This is a genomic window from Aliiglaciecola sp. LCG003 (assembly GCF_030316135.1).
Classification (GTDB): Bacteria; Pseudomonadota; Gammaproteobacteria; order Enterobacterales; family Alteromonadaceae; genus Aliiglaciecola.
In genome coordinates this window covers 1117489-1135838 of the sequence record NZ_CP128185.1, presented here as the reverse complement: position 1 = coordinate 1135838, position 18350 = coordinate 1117489, and the positions used below count along the sequence as shown (strand labels likewise).

13 protein-coding genes are annotated in these 18350 nt (G+C 42.7%); 3 read left to right on the top strand and 10 right to left on the bottom strand.

Annotated elements, in window-relative coordinates:
- Nucleotides 1-217: 217 nt before the first annotated feature.
- The 4 genes from QR722_RS04720 to QR722_RS04705 all read right to left on the bottom strand — a co-directional run bounded on the left by QR722_RS04720 (nucleotide 218) and on the right by QR722_RS04705 (nucleotide 7501).
- Complete coding sequence (locus tag QR722_RS04720; protein ID WP_286285734.1) at nucleotides 218-1564, bottom strand: sigma-54-dependent transcriptional regulator; 1347 nt, start codon at nucleotides 1562-1564, stop codon at nucleotides 218-220.
- Entirely contained in the window at nucleotides 1561-3345 is a 1785-nt protein-coding gene (locus QR722_RS04715; RefSeq protein WP_286285732.1) for a sensor histidine kinase, read from the bottom strand. Before QR722_RS04715 ends, QR722_RS04720 begins: the two co-directional genes overlap by 4 nt.
- A gap of 759 nt (nucleotides 3346-4104) precedes the next feature.
- On the bottom strand, nucleotides 4105-4947 hold the full coding sequence (locus QR722_RS04710; RefSeq protein WP_286285730.1) for a substrate-binding periplasmic protein: 843 nt from the start codon (nucleotides 4945-4947) through the stop codon (nucleotides 4105-4107).
- A gap of 151 nt (nucleotides 4948-5098) precedes the next feature.
- A complete protein-coding gene (locus tag QR722_RS04705; protein WP_286285728.1) occupies nucleotides 5099-7501 on the bottom strand; it encodes a hypothetical protein in 2403 nt (800 codons plus the stop codon).
- 432 nt (nucleotides 7502-7933) lie between these two features.
- Between QR722_RS04705 and QR722_RS04700 the strand changes: the two genes are divergently transcribed.
- The 3 genes from QR722_RS04700 (at nucleotide 7934) to QR722_RS04690 (ending at nucleotide 11420) form a co-directional block, all read left to right on the top strand.
- Nucleotides 7934-9352 carry a TonB-dependent receptor gene (locus QR722_RS04700; protein WP_286285727.1) on the top strand — a complete coding sequence of 473 codons (1419 nt, stop codon included), beginning with the start codon at nucleotides 7934-7936 and terminating at the stop codon, nucleotides 9350-9352.
- 212 nt (nucleotides 9353-9564) lie between these two features.
- Nucleotides 9565-10932, top strand: a complete 1368-nt coding sequence (gene hemN / locus QR722_RS04695; RefSeq protein ID WP_286285725.1) for an oxygen-independent coproporphyrinogen III oxidase — start codon at nucleotides 9565-9567, stop codon at nucleotides 10930-10932.
- An 83-nt stretch (nucleotides 10933-11015) separates the two neighbouring features.
- A complete protein-coding gene (locus QR722_RS04690) occupies nucleotides 11016-11420 on the top strand; it encodes a hypothetical protein (protein WP_286285723.1) in 405 nt (134 codons plus the stop codon).
- An 87-nt stretch (nucleotides 11421-11507) separates the two neighbouring features.
- Here the strand turns inward: QR722_RS04690 and QR722_RS04685 are convergent, their stop codons facing one another.
- Genes QR722_RS04685 through QR722_RS04660 form a run of 6 tightly spaced genes read right to left on the bottom strand, consistent with a single transcriptional unit; the run spans nucleotide 11508 to nucleotide 18254 of the window.
- Nucleotides 11508-12845, bottom strand: coding sequence for a DUF58 domain-containing protein (locus QR722_RS04685; RefSeq protein ID WP_286285721.1), 1338 nt, complete (start codon nucleotides 12843-12845; stop codon nucleotides 11508-11510).
- Complete coding sequence (locus tag QR722_RS04680) at nucleotides 12842-13891, bottom strand: AAA family ATPase (protein WP_286285719.1); 1050 nt, start codon at nucleotides 13889-13891, stop codon at nucleotides 12842-12844. Before QR722_RS04680 ends, QR722_RS04685 begins: the two co-directional genes overlap by 4 nt.
- On the bottom strand, nucleotides 13888-15075 hold the full coding sequence (locus QR722_RS04675; protein WP_286285716.1) for a DUF4350 domain-containing protein: 1188 nt from the start codon (nucleotides 15073-15075) through the stop codon (nucleotides 13888-13890). The genes QR722_RS04680 and QR722_RS04675 overlap by 4 nt, the downstream gene beginning before the upstream one ends.
- Nucleotides 15072-16631: a hypothetical protein gene (locus QR722_RS04670; protein WP_286285714.1), complete on the bottom strand. Its 1560-nt coding sequence runs from the start codon at nucleotides 16629-16631 to the stop codon at nucleotides 15072-15074. Before QR722_RS04670 ends, QR722_RS04675 begins: the two co-directional genes overlap by 4 nt.
- The gene (locus tag QR722_RS04665; RefSeq protein ID WP_286285713.1) at nucleotides 16618-17577 is read right to left on the bottom strand and encodes a stage II sporulation protein M; all 960 of its coding nucleotides are present in this window, start codon (nucleotides 17575-17577) and stop codon (nucleotides 16618-16620) included. The genes QR722_RS04670 and QR722_RS04665 overlap by 14 nt, the downstream gene beginning before the upstream one ends.
- The gene (locus tag QR722_RS04660; protein ID WP_286285710.1) at nucleotides 17574-18254 is read right to left on the bottom strand and encodes an RDD family protein; all 681 of its coding nucleotides are present in this window, start codon (nucleotides 18252-18254) and stop codon (nucleotides 17574-17576) included. The genes QR722_RS04665 and QR722_RS04660 overlap by 4 nt, the downstream gene beginning before the upstream one ends.
- Nucleotides 18255-18350 lie beyond the last annotated feature (96 nt).

The following is an 18350-nucleotide window of genomic DNA, read 5'->3' as shown; positions in this document are numbered from 1 at the left end:
CAGTCTCAAACGGGTGGGAGTTGACACCTGATAAAAATACAAATGGATGGAAGTCCACCCGTTTTCTAAAATTGCATGGACCAAATAAATTGCATGGACAGCCACTCTTAGTAAAATTGCATGGACAGCCACTCTTAGAAATTGCATGGACAGACACTCTTAGTAACTATTAATATTGCTACTCACGAAGTACTCCCGTGAGCAGCCAATTATTCGTTTACTGCTTGTAATCATCCTTTTCGAGGCCGTATTTTCGCATCTTATCGTATAGCGTCTTTCTAGGTAGACCGAGCTGTTGCTGCACGTCTACTAGCCGTCCTTCGTTAGCGAGCAACGCTTCTTGCAGCACGCTGGTCTCATAGTGGGCAACTTTTTCAACTAATGACATTTCAGCTTTACCGTTAGTAAGAGATTCAGCACTATCAAGTACTGATACTCCCCCCATCAACACAAACCGTTCGGCGGTATTGCGCAACTCTCGGATATTGCCCGGCCAGCTATGCATTTTAAGGTGGTAAATCTGCTCCGCAGTTAGTTTGGGGGTATCGGTGTTAAAACGGGTACTCGCCATTGCCGCGAAATGTTGAAAAAGTAGCGAAATATCCTCTTTCCTTTCTCGCAAAGGAGGAATTTCAATATTGATCACATTGAGTCGATAATAGAGATCTTCTCGAAACTCACCTCTGCCGACTAATTCGAGCAAATCCACCTTCGCTGCCGCAACAAAACGGATAGTGAGATCTACTTGCTTGTTGCTGCCGAGAGGTTCAATACGTCTTTCCTCCAAAACACGAAGCAACTTAATCTGCAACGCCATTGGCATGCTTTCAATTTCATCTAGAAAAAATGTACCGCCATTGGCATATTCAATTTTGCCCACTCGACGCTTTTGGGCACTGGTAAACGCACCAGCTTCAAATCCAAATAACTCACTTTCAATCATGCTTTCAGGAATAGCACCACAGTTGATTGCGACGAAGTTTTCATTATGTCTAGTGCTGTTGTAATGCAGATACCTAGCGACTAAGTCTTTACCGGAACCTGTCTCTCCCTTGATCAGTACATCAGCAGGTATATCTTTTACATGAGTCAGTACTCTGCGTAATTCTTTAATTTTTGCGGTATTCCCCAGTATCCGTGGGCCAGCCACGCCTTGCGCTGAAAGCTCATTTTTGAGCTCTCTGTTTTCTAATACTAACGCACGTTTCTCACCCGCCCGCTTTAGGACGTCTAAGATATGCTCATTTGAAAAGGGCTTTTCGATAAAATCATAGGCCCCTAGGCGCATTGCTTCTACCGCGGTGGATATATCACCATGGCCAGTCAACATAACAATCGGAAGTTCAGAATCAATTTTCAGGGCACTTTTTAAAAATGCAATTCCATCCATGCCTGGCATATTGATATCGCTGAGAATAACTCCGGGCCAGTTCGGTTCCAATATTTCCAGCGCCTTGCGCGCATCGGTAAAAGTGGTTGGCAGATAATCTTCAAGCTCTAACAGTTGGGATAGTGAATGCAGTATTGCTGATTCATCATCAACAATTATAATAGGTAAAGTCATATTTTATTATCTTCTTTGAAACGCGCAAGAATCACGGTAAATACAGCGCCGTTGACTGCGCCATTACTAGCCCCAATGGTACCTCCGAAAGATTCAACAATGCGTTTTGATATAGTTAAGCCTAATCCCAAGCCCTGCCCTTTGGTGGTATAAAACGGCTCAAAAACATGCTCAATTACACCCTGAGGGAATCCCGGGCCATTGTCCGCCACGCTGATAGTAACTAAGTTTTGATCATGCTCGACTTTAATATCGATTGCTGGGATGTCGGTATCCACACAAGCTTGCAGGGCGTTGTTAAGAAGATTAACCAGGACTTGCTCCAATGGAACGGATTCGGCCAAAACTTGAATTCCTGCTAATTTCCCCTCAACATCAAGCTTAACCCCTATTTTCTGCATTTTTGCATCTAAGATTGATAGCGACGCTGATAGGATTTCTTGAATACAAACAGGTCCCATTTTGCCGACAGATTTGCGTGCAAACAATTTATATTGTCCAACGATTTTTGCCATCATCTTGTTGAGCTTTAAGATCTCCTGAGCATTATGTTCCAAATTGTCCAGTTTCCCTTTTGACACCATCATCAGTAATGTTTCGGTATAAGTTCGCATCGCCGTCAATGGTTGATTCAGTTCATGATTAATACTTGCTGACATTTCGCCAAGCAACGCCAACTTGCCGGCTTGGATCAATTCAAACTGAGTTTCTTTTAGTATTTTTTCGGTCTGCTTTTGCTTATCAATAATACTGATTAATTGATTGTTCGATTGACGAAGCTCGGTTGTGCGAGTCTCAACACGGTGCTCAAGCTCTTCGTTTATCGCTGCTAGTTGTTTCTGCGCATCGACTGTTCTTCGCCAATAAAAACTCACAAGGTAAAACAACACGAAAAATACCGTAGCAACTGCCAAACTCCAAAAAACAATCTGGTTGATCATATTGACCGGAGTAAGCGCAAAAAGACGCCAGCCTACAGGACTCATATCTTTGTGGGTTTGATAAAAAGATTTTGAACTACCTTTGAATGGTAAATAGAATTTTTTACTGTTGAGAACATCGCTATTATTGGCAAAATCGGTTAATTGTTGAATCGGCATGCCATCATATTGGCGCTGCTCAATGAGTTGTTGCTCAACGTCAACCGGCAAACTCGCAAGTGCTTTGTAGTTCCACTCCGCTTGAGAGCCATAAAACACCACGCCGTATATGTCTGTAAGTAAAAACTCTAGTCCCTGCCCTGACCACCCATCTTCAATTGCAGTGAGGGATACTTTAATGACTAATACCCCTAAGACTTCATCGTCTCTGCGAACGGGTTGGGAAAAGTAGTAGCCACGCTGCTTAGAAACCGTACCCAAGGCAAAGTAACTTCCTTCATTGCCCATCATCGCCTGCTGAAAATAGGGTCTAAAGTGATAATCGCTACCCACAAAGCTATTTGCTTGGTCCCAATTGCTCGAGGCTATGGTGACACCAGTTGCGTCAATCAAATATACGGCCTCACTAGACAACGAATTATTGTAGCGGGCCAATAACAGGTTGGCGTCTTGATCAATCTCAGGGGTTGTTTTTAATAACGCAGTCTCAATAACCGGGTGCAAGGTCAAAACTTTCGGCAGGGTTCGATATTTGTCTAATTCGATTTCAAGCCGTGCAGAAACCTCGGTTAGCATGCGATTTGACTTGGATTCTAGATAAGATTTACCTTCCTGCACTGCGATAATTGCCACAAGACCAACACATAAAATCCATATACCGAGCACTGAAAGTAAACGCAATAGAACACAACCTTTGGGGTTAACACCCTATGTCAGAAAAACATTAAAACAGACTTGTTAATTGGAATGCGCAGGAAAACCAGCGGTTCAATGGCTCGAGTTTATACCACTTTATCAAATCAAAAAAAACAACTATGGGATGCCCGTCAACCCGCAAAGTCGCCCTCCACTGCCCAAACAAGTGTCATCCCTAAGCATTCCCGCACAGGTAGGGATAGTCGCTATTGCAGAGTAAATTAGGTGAAATTGAATATTTAGTGCATTTAGTCAGCAGCAAGTTTTGCAAAGGTGCTGGGCGATATCATTAGGGACGGCGCTACTAATTTATCTTAACGCTCTATTCGCCCAGTTGGCGATGGTGATACCGGCGCCAGTAGCATTTTGTCCTTGAGATGGAACGTCGTGCTCAACATCAACGAGCAAAAATGTAAACGGCTAGAAATAGACGTTTGAATAACCTAAGTGGGCCTGTGATTAGCCCTGCGGGAATACGGTTTAGCGCAGTGGTGTTCAACAACAATATTGCTTGAACACTGCAAACACACTTGTATTTAAGACAAGTAATGTTTGCAGCTTCCTATGTCCCTAGTGAACCTGATTATCCAGTATTGAATTAATTTGGGAAAAACTGAAAGCCAGCACCCTAATTTTCGGTTCATTATTAGGGGCTAGCCAACCCAGTATTTAGATCCTCCAATGGGGGTTAGGTCCCAGCAGGAGATTAGTGTTCAGCAAAAAATAATACATCAAACTTTGCGTTTAAAGACTGTATTTTCCCATAAGTTCTTTATAGCCGGTGCTGCTTCTAAATTCAGATAACTTATGATTAAACTCGTCCACTTTTTGTTCCTCAACACTATCCTTGCTAAACATCACGTATATTTCGCCCGTTTTAATCGTAAAACCATGAGGAGTAATGTACTGACTTAGACCTTTTCTACGCAGCATAGATGCCCCAACGAAACTATCTTCTAAGAAGCCATCAATATCTTGATCAAGTAACCTCGCAATATTTAGCTCGCCCATAATGCCACTGACAAATTGTTTTGATGTGGCGCTTCCGTCAAGCAAGATAGAGATCCTCGGACCATAAAAGTAGTCACTGACAACTCCTATTTTACTGCCGTTGGCAATGAAATCATCAAGATCTGAATAACTAGCGCGTTTTTGATCATCTTTACGTATATATAGCGAAAACTCCTCACTGCGATAAGGCTCACTAAAAAACGCATACTCTTCTCTGGGTTGGGTTTTCGAGGCACCGAGTAAAATGTCAACCTGGCCTTGTTTAAGATCCTCCAACAGCATCACCCAAGTACCTTGTTTAAATTCAATACTGCATCCCATGTTACTTAGCACAGTGGTAATGAGCTCGACGTCTAAGCCCCTAACACGGTTATCTACGTCAACGTATTGGTAGGGCTCCCATACGTCAAATCCAAGAATATAAGAACATTGGGGATCAACGGGCGTAGATTGCCCTAGGGGTTGAGTCGTAATGGCGGGATTTTGCTCAGCATTGACGGATTGCTTAGACTCTGGACTACAAGCAATCAGAGCAAGTGAACTAACTACTACTAACACCAAATAACATGTTTTCATAATATGTGTGTCCTAGTTTATGAACTATAAAGTGTAAGACACATTTTTGATTTTGCTAGAGCAGTCTCATTCAGGGTGCAATATTTGCCCTTATATGGCCAAAATATTAAATTAAATCATACTCTTGTTAAACTGATTATTTGAGGGTAATTTATTTTTGGTGAAACAGGTCTGTGATTTCAACAATTTCAATTACGCCTTTTACATCTGTTATACGTTCTCGAAGGTCTTTGTATTTGTGCTTTGCGAAACGATTGATATAACTAAGCTCATCACTGTAATAACGTTTAAATTCGTCAGGCGCGGAAATAGCCTTTAATTCAAACACCCTAGCGGTGCGCTTCTTCACTTGAGAAACTCGTATCGCATTGTGCAACTCAACTTTGTCTAGCCCCTCTAACGGCAACAATCGCATTTTGCCGATATAAGGGATCCCCTCTTTCTCAGCAATTGAAAGAACCAACAATGCAACCTGTTGGCTTTTTTGCTGCTCAGCTTCTTGCAATAATTTTTTCAATCCCTGATTGATCGTATTATCATAAAACCAATCTCTAATATGGGCTGCCAGTTGTTCAGAGGTGACTGGATTGCCGAACATTGAGAAACGTTGATCGGTATTGGCAATAACAGATAACGATAACTGATTTTTGAAAGTCGACGTAAATAGCTGGCAGTTGCGAGCATTGGAGGAAAACACATTGCGCAACATCCGATTCAAGCCATAGACTTCGTTTTCTTTGCCAATAGCAGTTAGTTCTTCTAATTTGCTGCGAATATAGGCGGTAAAAAACTCTCTGCCATCATGATTAGCTATACCTCGATTGCTTAAGCGAAGCATATTTCTATCGCAACCTATGACATAATAAGAGCATCGACTCAAAGTATATAACGTTGTCCGTTGGGCAAAATTGTCGAAGCCTATCTCAACTTTGGTGTTGGGTTTTATATCGAGATTCTTCTCCATTTTCACGCATAAACCCAAGGAAGATACATCGATAGTAATGCCTGATACATTTTCACCTTTGCGGAACAAGGTAATTTTAGTTTTCAACGCGAAGCGATCTTCTACTCGTAAGTCTAAGGTCTCCGCTTTAATCAAGCGTAAATCGTCAATTCCATTATTGGCATTCGGGGTAAACACATGTTTTGGGTTGACTGAGTAAGTTTCTGTAGACCAATCGATCAAATCCAATGCATTGTTCAAGACAGGTGTGAAGTTATAAATAGACTGATTCTTTTCCAGCAGTTTACGGGCTTTTGATGAACTACGATAAATCCGTTCGGTGCCATATTCCTGCTGCGCTTCACTGGGAATGGTAGATGTCCTAAATGCTTCAGAACGATTGACTTGGGCTTTAGTGACTTTGAATAATCTCGCTCCTTTAGTCTTGGCAAAACGCTGAACCGCCGCTAGATTATCGGCTTGTCCATCAAGAATGCAATGAAAAAATATGGTTTGCTGATTGTCGTTTTTTTTGCCTCTGGCGACAAAAAGATAGCAATATGGATGAGCACTTAAATAGTTGGATATATCCATCTTACTAAGCAGTGCATCGCTATAATTTTTACCATTCACATCAAATAAATGAATATTTTCAAGGGAATGATCATTACCGAAGGATTGGCTAACGGTCTTATTATCATCCACAAATAACCCAAAGCTATCAGTGGTAGTGACAAAAAACTGCTCATACCCTTTGGCGATGCAGGCGTCATATATGGTATCTAAGTCAACCTTGTATTTGTGCTTGTGGCTGAAAATAAGATTTTTAGTATACTTCTGAAACTCTTCATTTTTTTCGATATCTGCCAATTTTAAAGCACAGTCAAACTTTTTCAGTTTGAGGTTGTAGGAACAATGCATGACTTCATAAGTGATAAGACTTTGTTTGAAGAGTAATTCCTTTTCCAAGTCATCAAAGGAAATAGCGACAAAGTCACCCCGTTTGAGCATCACTTTACTGCGCACTTTCAAGGCGGTCTTACTAATATTAGAGGTCACTATTTCAAAGTGTTGATCAGAGACTAATCGAGCAGGATCAAAATCCCGCTCAACGATATCTACATTAAGTTTGTATAAAGAACAGGATATCGCCAAATTCATGCGCTCTTCTGAGCGTTCAAATATTTGGCTAAAATCTACCGTCTCGATAGTCTTAGTCGACAGTTGCTGCTGGGTCGCTAATGCATCTTTGTTTTCTTCGAAATAGCGCTTCACTTGCTCATAAGCGCCGATTGTATAATGGTTAGCGTAACGGTGGATCTCATTTTCTAACAAGCCTAAAGACGCCTTGTCTAGGAAATGGGTAATGCCTGCCACTTCCACTTTTGCGGTTTCTAATTCATCGACTTTATAGCGTAAATCGATGGTGCGATCACAAACAGTCCACAAACGCGAAATTTCCGTTTTCAAAGAAACCACAGTCTTATCGTCCAAGCCTTTTAATAAACTGTTACTTTCAACCAGCTTAATAAAACGACTTAGGGGTACATAACGAATTTTGGCAATAATTGCATCCAACTCGTCTCTTGTAATTTTCGCGTTGCTTTCCATTTGGACTATCTACTACCTTTCGAAATCATATTGATCACAGTAATGGTTATACCCTCAATCTAAAGTTCAACCCTAGCAAATTCAAGAACTAATCGCATTAAATTGCCTTCAACAGGCGATTCGTCCATTAATGGCCATATATTTACCCTCACACGATAAATGACTCAGTGATCCGCCAGTGATTTTTCGCCATGGATTGCCCATTTGACTGCATCACTGTCTATCTTATTCGTATTGGACTAAAAGCCAATAAGTAACGCAGAGCTTTATTTAATAAAATGAATTGGAATGACATGGTCTAATTAAATGAAAAACGCTAGTTTGAATGCTTCCTAAGTTGCTCATCAATCAGAATGGGATTAATTACCCTGTACCCCAAAAGCACTTTGTTCTAATATTGCTCAAACGCCCACTTAAGAAGACAAGATATCCATGGATAAACAAGTCAGTTCCCGCACTACCAGTCAAAAAGCCCTTAGAATTAATTTAGATGAAAAGAAGTACGGCACCATTGTTGAAATTGGTGCGGGTCAAGAAGTGGCGAGACAGTTTTTTATTGCCGGCGCCGCGGCGGGGACCATTGCAAAAACCATGTCGGCATACGACATGTTGTTTTCCGATGCTATTTATGGCGTACAGGAAGACGGGCGCTATGTCAGCAAAGCCCGCGTACAAGCGATGATGGAACAGGAATTTGACTTGGTAGTGGATCGTGTGGGCTCGATTCGTTCGAAAAGCTCTCGTTATTTTGCCTACGCTGCAACCGTCGCAGCCAAGAGCTTTGGGCGTAAAAATGAATGTCATGCTTGGGTTGGGATCCGTATTCAGATGTATCCAGGCGCTGAGCCATCAGAAATCACCGTGCATGTGCGCATGTTCGATGACAATGCTGAAGCCCAACAACAGGCATTGGGCGTACTCGGGGTGAACTTGATATATGCCTCCTACTTCTATTTCGAAGATCCTAAAATGATCATCGACTCTTTGACTGACAATATGAAACCCAACCGCATCGAAATCGACTCGATTGATTTCCGCGGTCCGTATTTTGAAGACGTTGACAACCGCGCCATCAATTTACATTTGATCCGTAGTTGGAAAACACGAGCCGTCATGTTCCGTCCCGATGGTTCCGTTGCTGTGCCCTCTGAGGTTCTTTATAAGAAGAATGTATTAACTATTCGAGGTTCATTTCGGCCGGTGACTAAGCTCAATGTGGACATGATTGAACAAGGTCAAAACTCTTTTTATACCCTAAATGGTGTGGACAAAAACAATACTGCGGTGATCGCAGAGATTTCATTAAACGATGCACAAGGGAATGATGCTCGGGTACCTGAGAAAGACATAGTTGCTCGGGTCCAACTGCTTAATTCATTAGGATATAGCGTGATGGTGTCGGATTACACCCGTTACTTCTCTTTGCGGGCATACTTCAGGCAGTATACCCAACTGCAAATTGGCATAGTGGTTGGCATGGTCAATATTAAGCAAATTTTTGATGAAGATTCATATCGTGGCGTGGAAGGTGGAATTTTAGAGGGTTTTGGCAAACTATTTCCGGATAATACTCGATTGTTTATCTATCCAGAGCTTGACGACAAAGGTGAATTAAGTGACTTTACCGGGGTAAAAGTCCAAGAGCACTTGCGGTTTTTGTATCGACATTTGCTTGAAAATGGATTCTTAACTGGGATCGAGTGCAGCGATCCTGGATTATTTTCCATTTATTCTCGGGAAATTCTTAAACAGCTTCCCCATGGTCGCGGAGGGTGGGAAAAGTCAGTGCCAGAATCCGTAGCCGAACAAATTATTACTAATCGTTTCTTTGGCTATAAAGCCAAGCGCTAACCATGCTATGGTTGCGCACCGCCAATTAGGGTGCGCAACCAGTGCCTCACTATTTACTCATGTGTTCTAGCGCTGCCTTCTCAATACTTTTCTAGTGAAACGACCATGTGGTGCGCAAAATTAGATATCTTTGCGCTTGATCAATAAAGCCGATTTAAACCTTCCCTATACTAACTTTCAATATATACATTCAGCTAGGCATTGAAGGCATCATGAACATCACAGAATTCTTTGAACCAAACCTTGTGAAAAAATACGATTCCAATGGGCCAAGGTACACTTCGTATCCAACGGCACTGTCGTTTCACGATTCCTTTGTAAATGATGATGTGATAAAGGCTTTAAAGACCACTCCAAACAATAAGGCGTCATTGTATTTCCATATCCCCTTCTGCCATAGCTTATGTTACTACTGTGCTTGTAATAAAATTGTCACTCGTCACAGCGAAAAAGCCGATGAGTATCTGCAGTTCCTGTTTGAAGAAATGAGTAATCGGCAGTCTCTATTGAGTCGCCACAAAGTGCAGCAAGTCCACCTAGGGGGCGGTACGCCGAGCTTTTTGACGATACAGCAACTCACCAACTTCATAGCACATTTACATCGCACGTTTAGCATAGAGCAGGATGCGGAAATTAGTATTGAAATTGATCCACGCAACCTACCTCTAGACTATATTAATCACTTGTCTAATATAGGTTTTAACCGGATTAGTATTGGAGTACAAGATATTGATCCTAAGGTGCAAAAAGCAATTAATAGAGTTCAATCCACTGACTTCATTCATGCCTTAGTTGACCGTGTAAAAGAGATTGGCATGGGCTCTGTTAATCTTGACCTTATCTATGGTTTGCCTCATCAAAGTTTGACTGCTTTCGCACAGACTCTTGATAGGGTGATCGAAATGGATGCAGACCGTATCTCTTTGTTTAATTATGCGCATATGCCAGATAGGTTTGCCGCACAACGCAAAATCCGTGATCACTGGTTACCTAGCACAGAACAAAAGCTTGAACTTATGCAAATGGCGATTGAGCGCTTGTTACTAGCCGGATATGTAATGATTGGCATGGATCACTTTGCTAAACCAAGTGATGAGCTAGCTGTTGCACAGGCACAAGGTAAATTGCATCGTAACTTCCAAGGTTATACCACGCATTCCCACTGTGACTTAGTCGGGTTCGGCGTCTCTTCAATTAGTCATATAGGTGATATCTTCAGCCAAAATCGCAAAGATCTGCAGGGTTATTATGCCAATATTCGAGAAGCAGGTAATGCAGTTTGTAGAGGAGTGAAATTAACCGTAGATGACCAAATCCGCGGCTATGTAATCGGTCAACTTATGTGCAACCTCTCGGTTAACAAAACTCGAGTTAATCAGCTGTTTGATATTGAATTTGACCATTACTTCGAGCAAAGCTTGAACGCTTTACAACCCTTTATCACAGATGGCTTGATTGAAAACGGCAAACAACAGATCCACGTATCAGCCAGAGCACGCTTTTTGATCCGCAGCATCTGTATGTCCTTTGATGCCCATATAAATTTGCAGAATACACAACGCTATTCTAGAGTAATGTGATTGGTCATGTTTTGTTGATACCCTCATACCGGTGAGGAGGGACTATATTTTCCCAAACTTTTTGACCGCAGCCAGAGGTATGAATGAATCAAAGAAACTTTCCCGTTCATGGCAATTTGAAGTTGTCGACACAAGATCAAATATTAGTCATAGAAGGACATGGCCCCGCTAATTTGGAAATGGTCCTGCTTTATCAAAAAGAGGTCATGGCCTATCGGCAAAAAATCATGCACTCTCCCTGGGCGAGCATCGTTTTGTTATCTGGCGAGCCATTAGTGCCGCCTGAAGCTAAATTGATTTTTGTAGAAACCATCAAGCAGGCTAAAATCATGGGGCTGAAGGCAACCGCTGTGGTATTAATAGATGTAGAATATATCAGCACAGTAAAGCAGTTCTGGAGCGAAATATATACCCAAAGCGATATCAGTCACGGCTTCTTTGAGTCTGAACAAGAAGCCCTAAGCTGGTTAAATACTAAGTTAGGCTAAATTGGTGATTGCCCTCGCCTTGGAGGATAACTATATATGGTCAGATTTTATAAGTACTCTGCCGACATGTCCTAGCTCAAAAATGGCTTATAACAATCCCGCTTTTTTCACACTTAAGTAGGTATTTAGTACACTTGGAGTCAAATGATGTGCGGGCCCGTGAATGCACATCACGCCGTTGTGTCGCAAGCGCTGCATGTTTTGCTCAATGGATGTTTTTAGTTTAATCGCCGAGGCATAACTAAGCGCATCATCGAAATTTTCAACCTGCTGGGATTCAATCTGTTGGTATATCGGCTCTTCAATACTGATCACAGCAACAAGATGCTTGGCTTTTAATAACTGAACCGCTTTGAGCAGATCAGCAAAATCTTCATCACGCAAACAACTCACTAATAAGATAAGCGCCCGTTTGGGCTGTTTTAGCAACAACTCTTGCGCAGCAGCCAGATAGTCACTGGCAATTTTTTGCGGATACAAATCATAAAAGTGATTCATCACTCGCCCAACATTTTTCGCTCCGCGCACATGACTTAACCAACGTGATTCACTACCGAAGCTTTGCAGACTGAGGTTATCACCATTTTTCAATGCGGTATAAGACAACATTATTAGCGAATTGAGGGCGTGATCAAAATAGCTAAGTTCATCATCTTGTACTCGCATGCGTCGACCAGAGTCGAGCATTATAATCACGTGTTGGTTTTTCTCTTCTTGGTACTCTTTGGATATCAATTTATTAAAACGACTGGTGGCACGCCAATCAATCTGGCGAATACTCTCCCCTTCGCGATAATCTCGCAGTTGCATAAAATCCATGCCACTGCCTCGTTTGTTGAATTTTTTAAGTCCTGCCTGAGTTAGATTAACACTGCCTTGTAAGCCAGCTAGATCTGATATTGCATTAAAATTGGGGAAGACTTTATGCTCGCTATGGTGCGCTATCAACCAGCTGAATTGCCAGAATCCAAGTCGCGATCTAATGACAACCTCGGTAGCCGGAATAAGCGACTTGCCCCGTTGAGTAGGTGTGATGCTATATTCAAATTCAGCTATCTGACCAGGTGCCAGTGCACATTTATGGGGAAGGCGTGGGCTAATCCAATGTTCGGGAATATGTTCAATGCATTCGATATCAAGCTCGAATGGACCTCGATTTGCTAAAGCGACACTCACCTTTTGCGCGACATGGACTGAAAGGTTGGTGGGAATATCACGCTTGACCGCTATCCAAGGCTGCCTTCGACTATTAAATAAGTCATAACACAGAACCCCCAATAGTACGCTGGCAAAAGCCAAGGGGACTGCACTCAACTGATGCAGTCCGTTCCAAATAACCAACAACGGGAAAAGTAACGCAAATACGCATAAGAAACCGACGGTATGGATTAAGCGTCGAGCCGGACGCAGAGCTATTCGTTTCATTGTCGGGGTGCTTCAGCCTGCTGTAAAATCTCATTTAACACGCTTTCTGGGCTAGAACCGGCTATTTCACGTTCAGCAGACAATATAATGCGATGACGCAACACTGGCATAAGCATATCTTTGACATGATCCGGTGTAACAAAACCCTGCCCTTCACATAGCGCTTTCACCTTGGCTGCTTGGACCAGAGCAATACTGGCTCGGATCCCAGCACCATGGGCGATACCGTCCCACACACGAGTAGTACGGACCAAACCAACAGCATATTCAATTACTTTATCATCGATCAATACTTTGCTGGCCAACTCACGCAATTCAATAGCATCTTGCTTACTGAGTACTGCCTCTATGTGAGTGCTGACTATACCGGTTTGCTTTTCGGTATTGAGTTTGGTTAGTGCAATTTCATCGTCAGGCTCAGGATAGCTGACCAGCACTTTTAACATAAAGCGGTCCAGTTCAGCTTCTGGCAGAGGATAGGTACCTTCGTTATCGATGGGGTTCTGGGTGGCGAGCACCATAAAGGGGGTTTCCAGCGGCATACTTTGACCATCGATGGTGATCTGATATTCCTGCATCACCTCCAGAAGTGCTGCTTGTGTCTTGGCTGGTGCTCGGTTAATTTCATCGGCCAATAATAAGTGGGTAAATGCTGGGCCTTTACGCACTGTAAATTTGCCCGAAGCCATATCCAACATTGAATGGCCGGTAACATCGGCTGGCATCAAATCAGGCGTGAACTGCACCCGTTTGTAATCCAACGCAATGCTCTTTGCTAAGGCTCGAATAAGCAATGTTTTGCCTAAGCCCGGAACGCCCTCCAGCAACACATGTCCACCAGCAATAAAGGCAATGATGACTTGTTCTACCACTTCATTTTGACCAATCAACACTTTTTGAACGTTTGCTTTGAGGGCGCTGATTTGCTCGCTGGCACGGGCAAGGATTGCATCATCTAGCACCTCTGAGGGGGTATACTCTGGCTGAACACTTTCATCTGGTACCGGTGGCGACATGGTGGAGCTTTCTAATTCTGAATCATTCATATCATTTTCCTGAGCGTCTGCAAGCTCGCTATTCTTTGAGTAAACTGGGTTTCATTTAATTTGTTCTGGTTGAACATAAGCAGGTCTATGGTTTCACTTGGCCAGTGGCTAATAGCACTAAGTTGAGCAATAATCTCGCTCTTGTGTGCGCCTTTGCTAGACGGGCGTTTCTTAGCCAATTCAACTAAAATTGCTTGGCGAACGACAGCTTGTAAGCTCAACTGTTTGTCAGTTCGCCAATAAAATTCACCGGCCGCTTTGATGTGCATTGAAAAGGGCGAGTACCGGTGTTCATCAATATTTAACACCGGACCAATTCGCACTGCTGCCCGCCACATAAGTAAGATTAACAGGCAAATAGCCAACCAAATAAAGAATGGTGAATAGTTATATAACAATGAAAACCAATGAGGCAATTCTTTGGCAGTAAAGAAATAAACATGCGGTGAGCTTCCGGCTAACTCGATCAGTAGCGCGACATTATCTTCTTCTGCGATCTGTTGGTTATCCCAGATGTAGGCGTCAGTCATTAGGGTTATCAAACCATTTCCTGAATCCATCTGGGCAAATGTTACACCCTGTTCGTCCCCTGCGGTGTAAAAAATGTTGTCGCTTTGCGGCAGATTTAGTCGATATGTGTTCTCTAAATTGATCATCATGACCTGATCATCTTGATTGATAATCTCGGTTGCATAGGGATATATATTAGATTCGGCAAAATCATCTGAATCCTTCCAAATCACCCCTAAACCCAGTTGTTTAATCAATGCATTAGCTCTAAACCCGTCATCCTCAGTTGTCGCATTTAAAGCGAGGATCAGGTGACCACCATTTTCTACCCACTCCAGCAATTTGTCTGATAATGCTTGCGACAGGGCAATTTCACCTTCACTGAATATAATGGTGTCTTTATTTTGAGGGTAAACACCGGCTGTAGATTGCCCATACAATAGCCGGTAATCATTCAATAAAGTGACTTTTTTACCATCTTCTTCAAGTAGATATTTGGCTGCTAAATAGGGTTCTTTACGCGCTTCTTCGGAAAATCCCGTGAAACTTTTTTGCTCGTAGATTTCGACGTTTTTGTAAACATACCCAGCCAAAATTAAACCCATCAGGGTTAAAATCACCATTACAGTGTAACGTTGGTAATGGCTAACGGGTTTGAGGTTTGCTGATGTCATGCAACCGCCTGCGATGCACTAAATAATGATTTCCATTGTTCGCTAAGCTGCTGCATTTTACTTAGCTGTGGCCATTGATGAGCCCAAGCAAGTTTCACCCAGGTATCAATCAAACTGTGCATGTATTCACTTCGCTCACCAACAATACTTTGCTTGATAACGTTTAAACATTCACGTTCAGTCATCGACTTGGTCAGCGGGAGAGCTTGTTGTTTGCTTATTTCCATCAAGCTAGTGATCAACATTAGTGACAATAACTGTCGATAAGCCCCCCTTGCCATTAGCTGATCCATTTCGCTGGCGGGATCATCGGGTAAGTCATCACCTTGATATGCTTGGCTAAAAGACATCATACTCATGGGCTCAGAGGTATCTGCTTTACCACTAGGCGTAAACAGTGAACGAATGTGGTCTCTAAAAAAATAGATTAAGGCGACCAAGAGACCACCGAAAACCAACCATAAAACCAGCTCTGATATGGCTGAAACGATTTTCATTATGGATGTTAGCCATGGCCAAAATTCGCTGTCTTTGGATTCTTCCACTTGTTCAGGAGCCTCTTCAATCCAGCGCAATTTTTTAACGGTTTCCTCGCTACTGAACGGTGGATTAGCTAGAATCCTCTCGATCCTGATTTCAGATTCAAACTCAATGTTATCGACGTCTCTGGGCTTGCTATCCTTTAACTGGGTATTATTTAACAAATCAGTCACTACGCTGTCTGAACCTGCGGTTTCATCTGCTAACGCTTGATGCTGCGGAAAACCGCTTAAACATACTAGCAAGGTGACTGCAGCCAATGTAGAAATGGCCTTACCTCGTATTCCCTTTGGCTGTTTTTGGATTAACTTTTTAAAGCTAAGCTCAATGTCCCATGCTTCCAAAGTGATCCGCCTATTCAAATATGCAGCGAAGCTACCACTGATATAAAACGGTGCAACCATAGCGTATACCAGATACAAGAAGATATTGAAAAGCAACGAAATCTGCCCATCTTCACTGGAGAATATCTGCCAGAAATTGATATCAATGCCTTGCGGCACTATGAAACCCACCAAGGCAACCAGGCCCATAAACAAGAAGCTTTCCCAGTGCACACAAATGATTGTCCACCAAGCGGAATTGTCATCTGTGGTGCGATGTAACACATTGAGTCGGTTGGCACGTTTTACTCCAGTAAGTCCTTCCAACTGGGCGACTGCCAAGTTAAAGCCACGTGCTGGAGACAAGCGACGCCAGGTCAGTGTGGTAAACCAATCCTTTTTCAGCTCTGCAGGCCATGCTCTGAGTGCTTGCTTAATCGATATTCTTTCGCCAAATACTGCTCGACTTAAAATATACAATAAACCTTTTTCATATAATGGCTTGCACCACCAAAAAATCAACATACCCCAGGTCAAATCCCAAGCGTTTAACAACACAAATAATGGCAAAGTAACGACTAACCAAAAACCGATTAACGAGCGCCACCAAGTTACCGCCATTCGACACCCAAGGTCGAAAGAGCTCCAACTGCTTCGTGGCTTTATTTCTATTGCGATATTATCTAGCTGCATGCTTGTCCCTAGGGAAAATATACAACAATATCCATATCCAAAAACCAGCCCCGACTAGATACTTGACCACATTAGGGATAGTTTGGCTGCTCGACCAGAAAGCCTCTATGAAAGCCGCTACCACCAGCATCAAAAATGCCCCAAAGATCACCGGGAATGCCAGTTTAGACGCCCTTTTAAGCGCAGATAATCGTGACAGTTGGCCCGGTCGAAGTAAATGCATACCGATGACGCCACCAGCTGCGGCAGATAACACAATGGCAGTAAGCTCAAATGCGCCGTGGGTGACCACAAATGAAAAGAAGGTTGATGAGTAGCCAATATTGACGATATGTCCACTCACGGCCCCCAAGAAAATCGCATTGAACACCACAAAATATAAGCTACCGAAGCCTAAAATGAGGCCTCCCACGAAACATTGGAAAGCAATGGAAATATTATTTTGGATATAATGGCCAAACATCAAAAAATCGCTATCGGAGGCGCGCTCTTTGCCAAAGTGCTCTGATGCAGGGTCATACATACTTTCTAAACTCGTGACTTGAGAGTTTGGCATAACATTCCAAACAAAATCCGGCTCAATGATAGTCACAGTAAATGTTAGCAAGGCAACGCCGTAAAATAGGATGTGCGCCCAAATTACATAGGCCCTTAATGCTCGCAGATGGGCTGGAAAGTCGTAACGTAAAAACTGCCATAACGGAGTCACAAGCCGATTACTGGGTTTGTATAGATACTGCTGGCCCTGAACCAACATTTCATTTAAACGAGTAACAATTGCCGGACTATAATTGCGGCTTTTGGCCAACGCCAAATCATGGCTAAGTTGACGGTAAAGATGAGGAATATCAATATCACCTAGCGCAATATTATTGGGATCTTTGATTGCTTCGCTGAACAACTTCCAGTCCGATTGACGCTGAGTGACAAAATCTTGCTGTTTCATGATTTACCAATCAGCCCCGCTGCGACAGACTTCAATTTAATCACCCCTTCATCTCCTTGAGCGTCCACAAGTTCAGACAAAATATTGGCTAGTTCCTGCTGACGTTGTTTGCTAAGGGTTTTACTACGCTCGGCAAATGAGATGATTGCATTTTGTGCTTCTGTATCTAATGGCAATTCTAGATTGAGTGCTTTTTCATAACTAAAATGATGACTGACGGTAGGCTTCTGGCGATAAACCACCATACTACCGGCTAATATATCGCCCAAACGTTTCGAGTTGTGGGTGAGCACCATACAGATCCCACCTATGAAATAAAAAGATGGCAAAAAATCGATAGCGCGAAATAAATTGCGGGTCAAAGAACCGGAAAGCGTAATGGGTAAACCATTGTCATACACAACTGCCAAACCGAAGGCTTTTTTGCCTGGCGTGTCGCCTTTAAGAATTTCAAAAACCACCGGGTATAACCATTCCACAAAGAAGTAAATGATCAACATCATCCCTACTCCCATTTGGCCCAGGTAACCCAGTATCATAGCCGCAGCGGCTAATATCACTAAACGTATCAATAAATCGTAAACAAAGGCCGCGGTTCTAACCCCAATTCCAGCAGGTGTTATTTGGATATCGATCCCCTCTGCGGTTTCGAGCTGAATTTGATTGTCGATGGGCAATTTAGTATTTCCTCGTTGTCATAAGAGGATCTGCCGAAAACGCACAACTAAATTGGTTGGGAGAGGTTAACAAAATGATATTACTTCCTTGTACTA

Excerpts from the sequence above, each read along its gene's own strand:
- QR722_RS04675 (WP_286285716.1), bottom strand. The coding sequence starts at position 15,075 with ATGACATCAGCAAACCTCAAACCCGTTAGCCATTACCAACGTTACACT.
- QR722_RS04670 (WP_286285714.1), bottom strand. The coding sequence starts at position 16,631 with ATGCAGCTAGATAATATCGCAATAGAAATAAAGCCACGAAGCAGTTGG.
- QR722_RS04705 (WP_286285728.1), bottom strand. The coding sequence starts at position 7,501 with ATGGAAAGCAACGCGAAAATTACAAGAGACGAGTTGGATGCAATTATT.
- QR722_RS04720 (WP_286285734.1), bottom strand. The coding sequence starts at position 1,564 with ATGACTTTACCTATTATAATTGTTGATGATGAATCAGCAATACTGCAT.
- QR722_RS04685 (WP_286285721.1), bottom strand. The coding sequence starts at position 12,845 with ATGAAACGAATAGCTCTGCGTCCGGCTCGACGCTTAATCCATACCGTC.
- hemN (WP_286285725.1), top strand. The coding sequence starts at position 9,565 with ATGAACATCACAGAATTCTTTGAACCAAACCTTGTGAAAAAATACGAT.
- QR722_RS04710 (WP_286285730.1), bottom strand. The coding sequence starts at position 4,947 with ATGAAAACATGTTATTTGGTGTTAGTAGTAGTTAGTTCACTTGCTCTG.
- QR722_RS04700 (WP_286285727.1), top strand. The coding sequence starts at position 7,934 with ATGGATAAACAAGTCAGTTCCCGCACTACCAGTCAAAAAGCCCTTAGA.
- QR722_RS04690 (WP_286285723.1), top strand. The coding sequence starts at position 11,016 with ATGAATCAAAGAAACTTTCCCGTTCATGGCAATTTGAAGTTGTCGACA.
- QR722_RS04680 (WP_286285719.1), bottom strand. The coding sequence starts at position 13,891 with ATGAATGATTCAGAATTAGAAAGCTCCACCATGTCGCCACCGGTACCA.
- QR722_RS04665 (WP_286285713.1), bottom strand. The coding sequence starts at position 17,577 with ATGAAACAGCAAGATTTTGTCACTCAGCGTCAATCGGACTGGAAGTTG.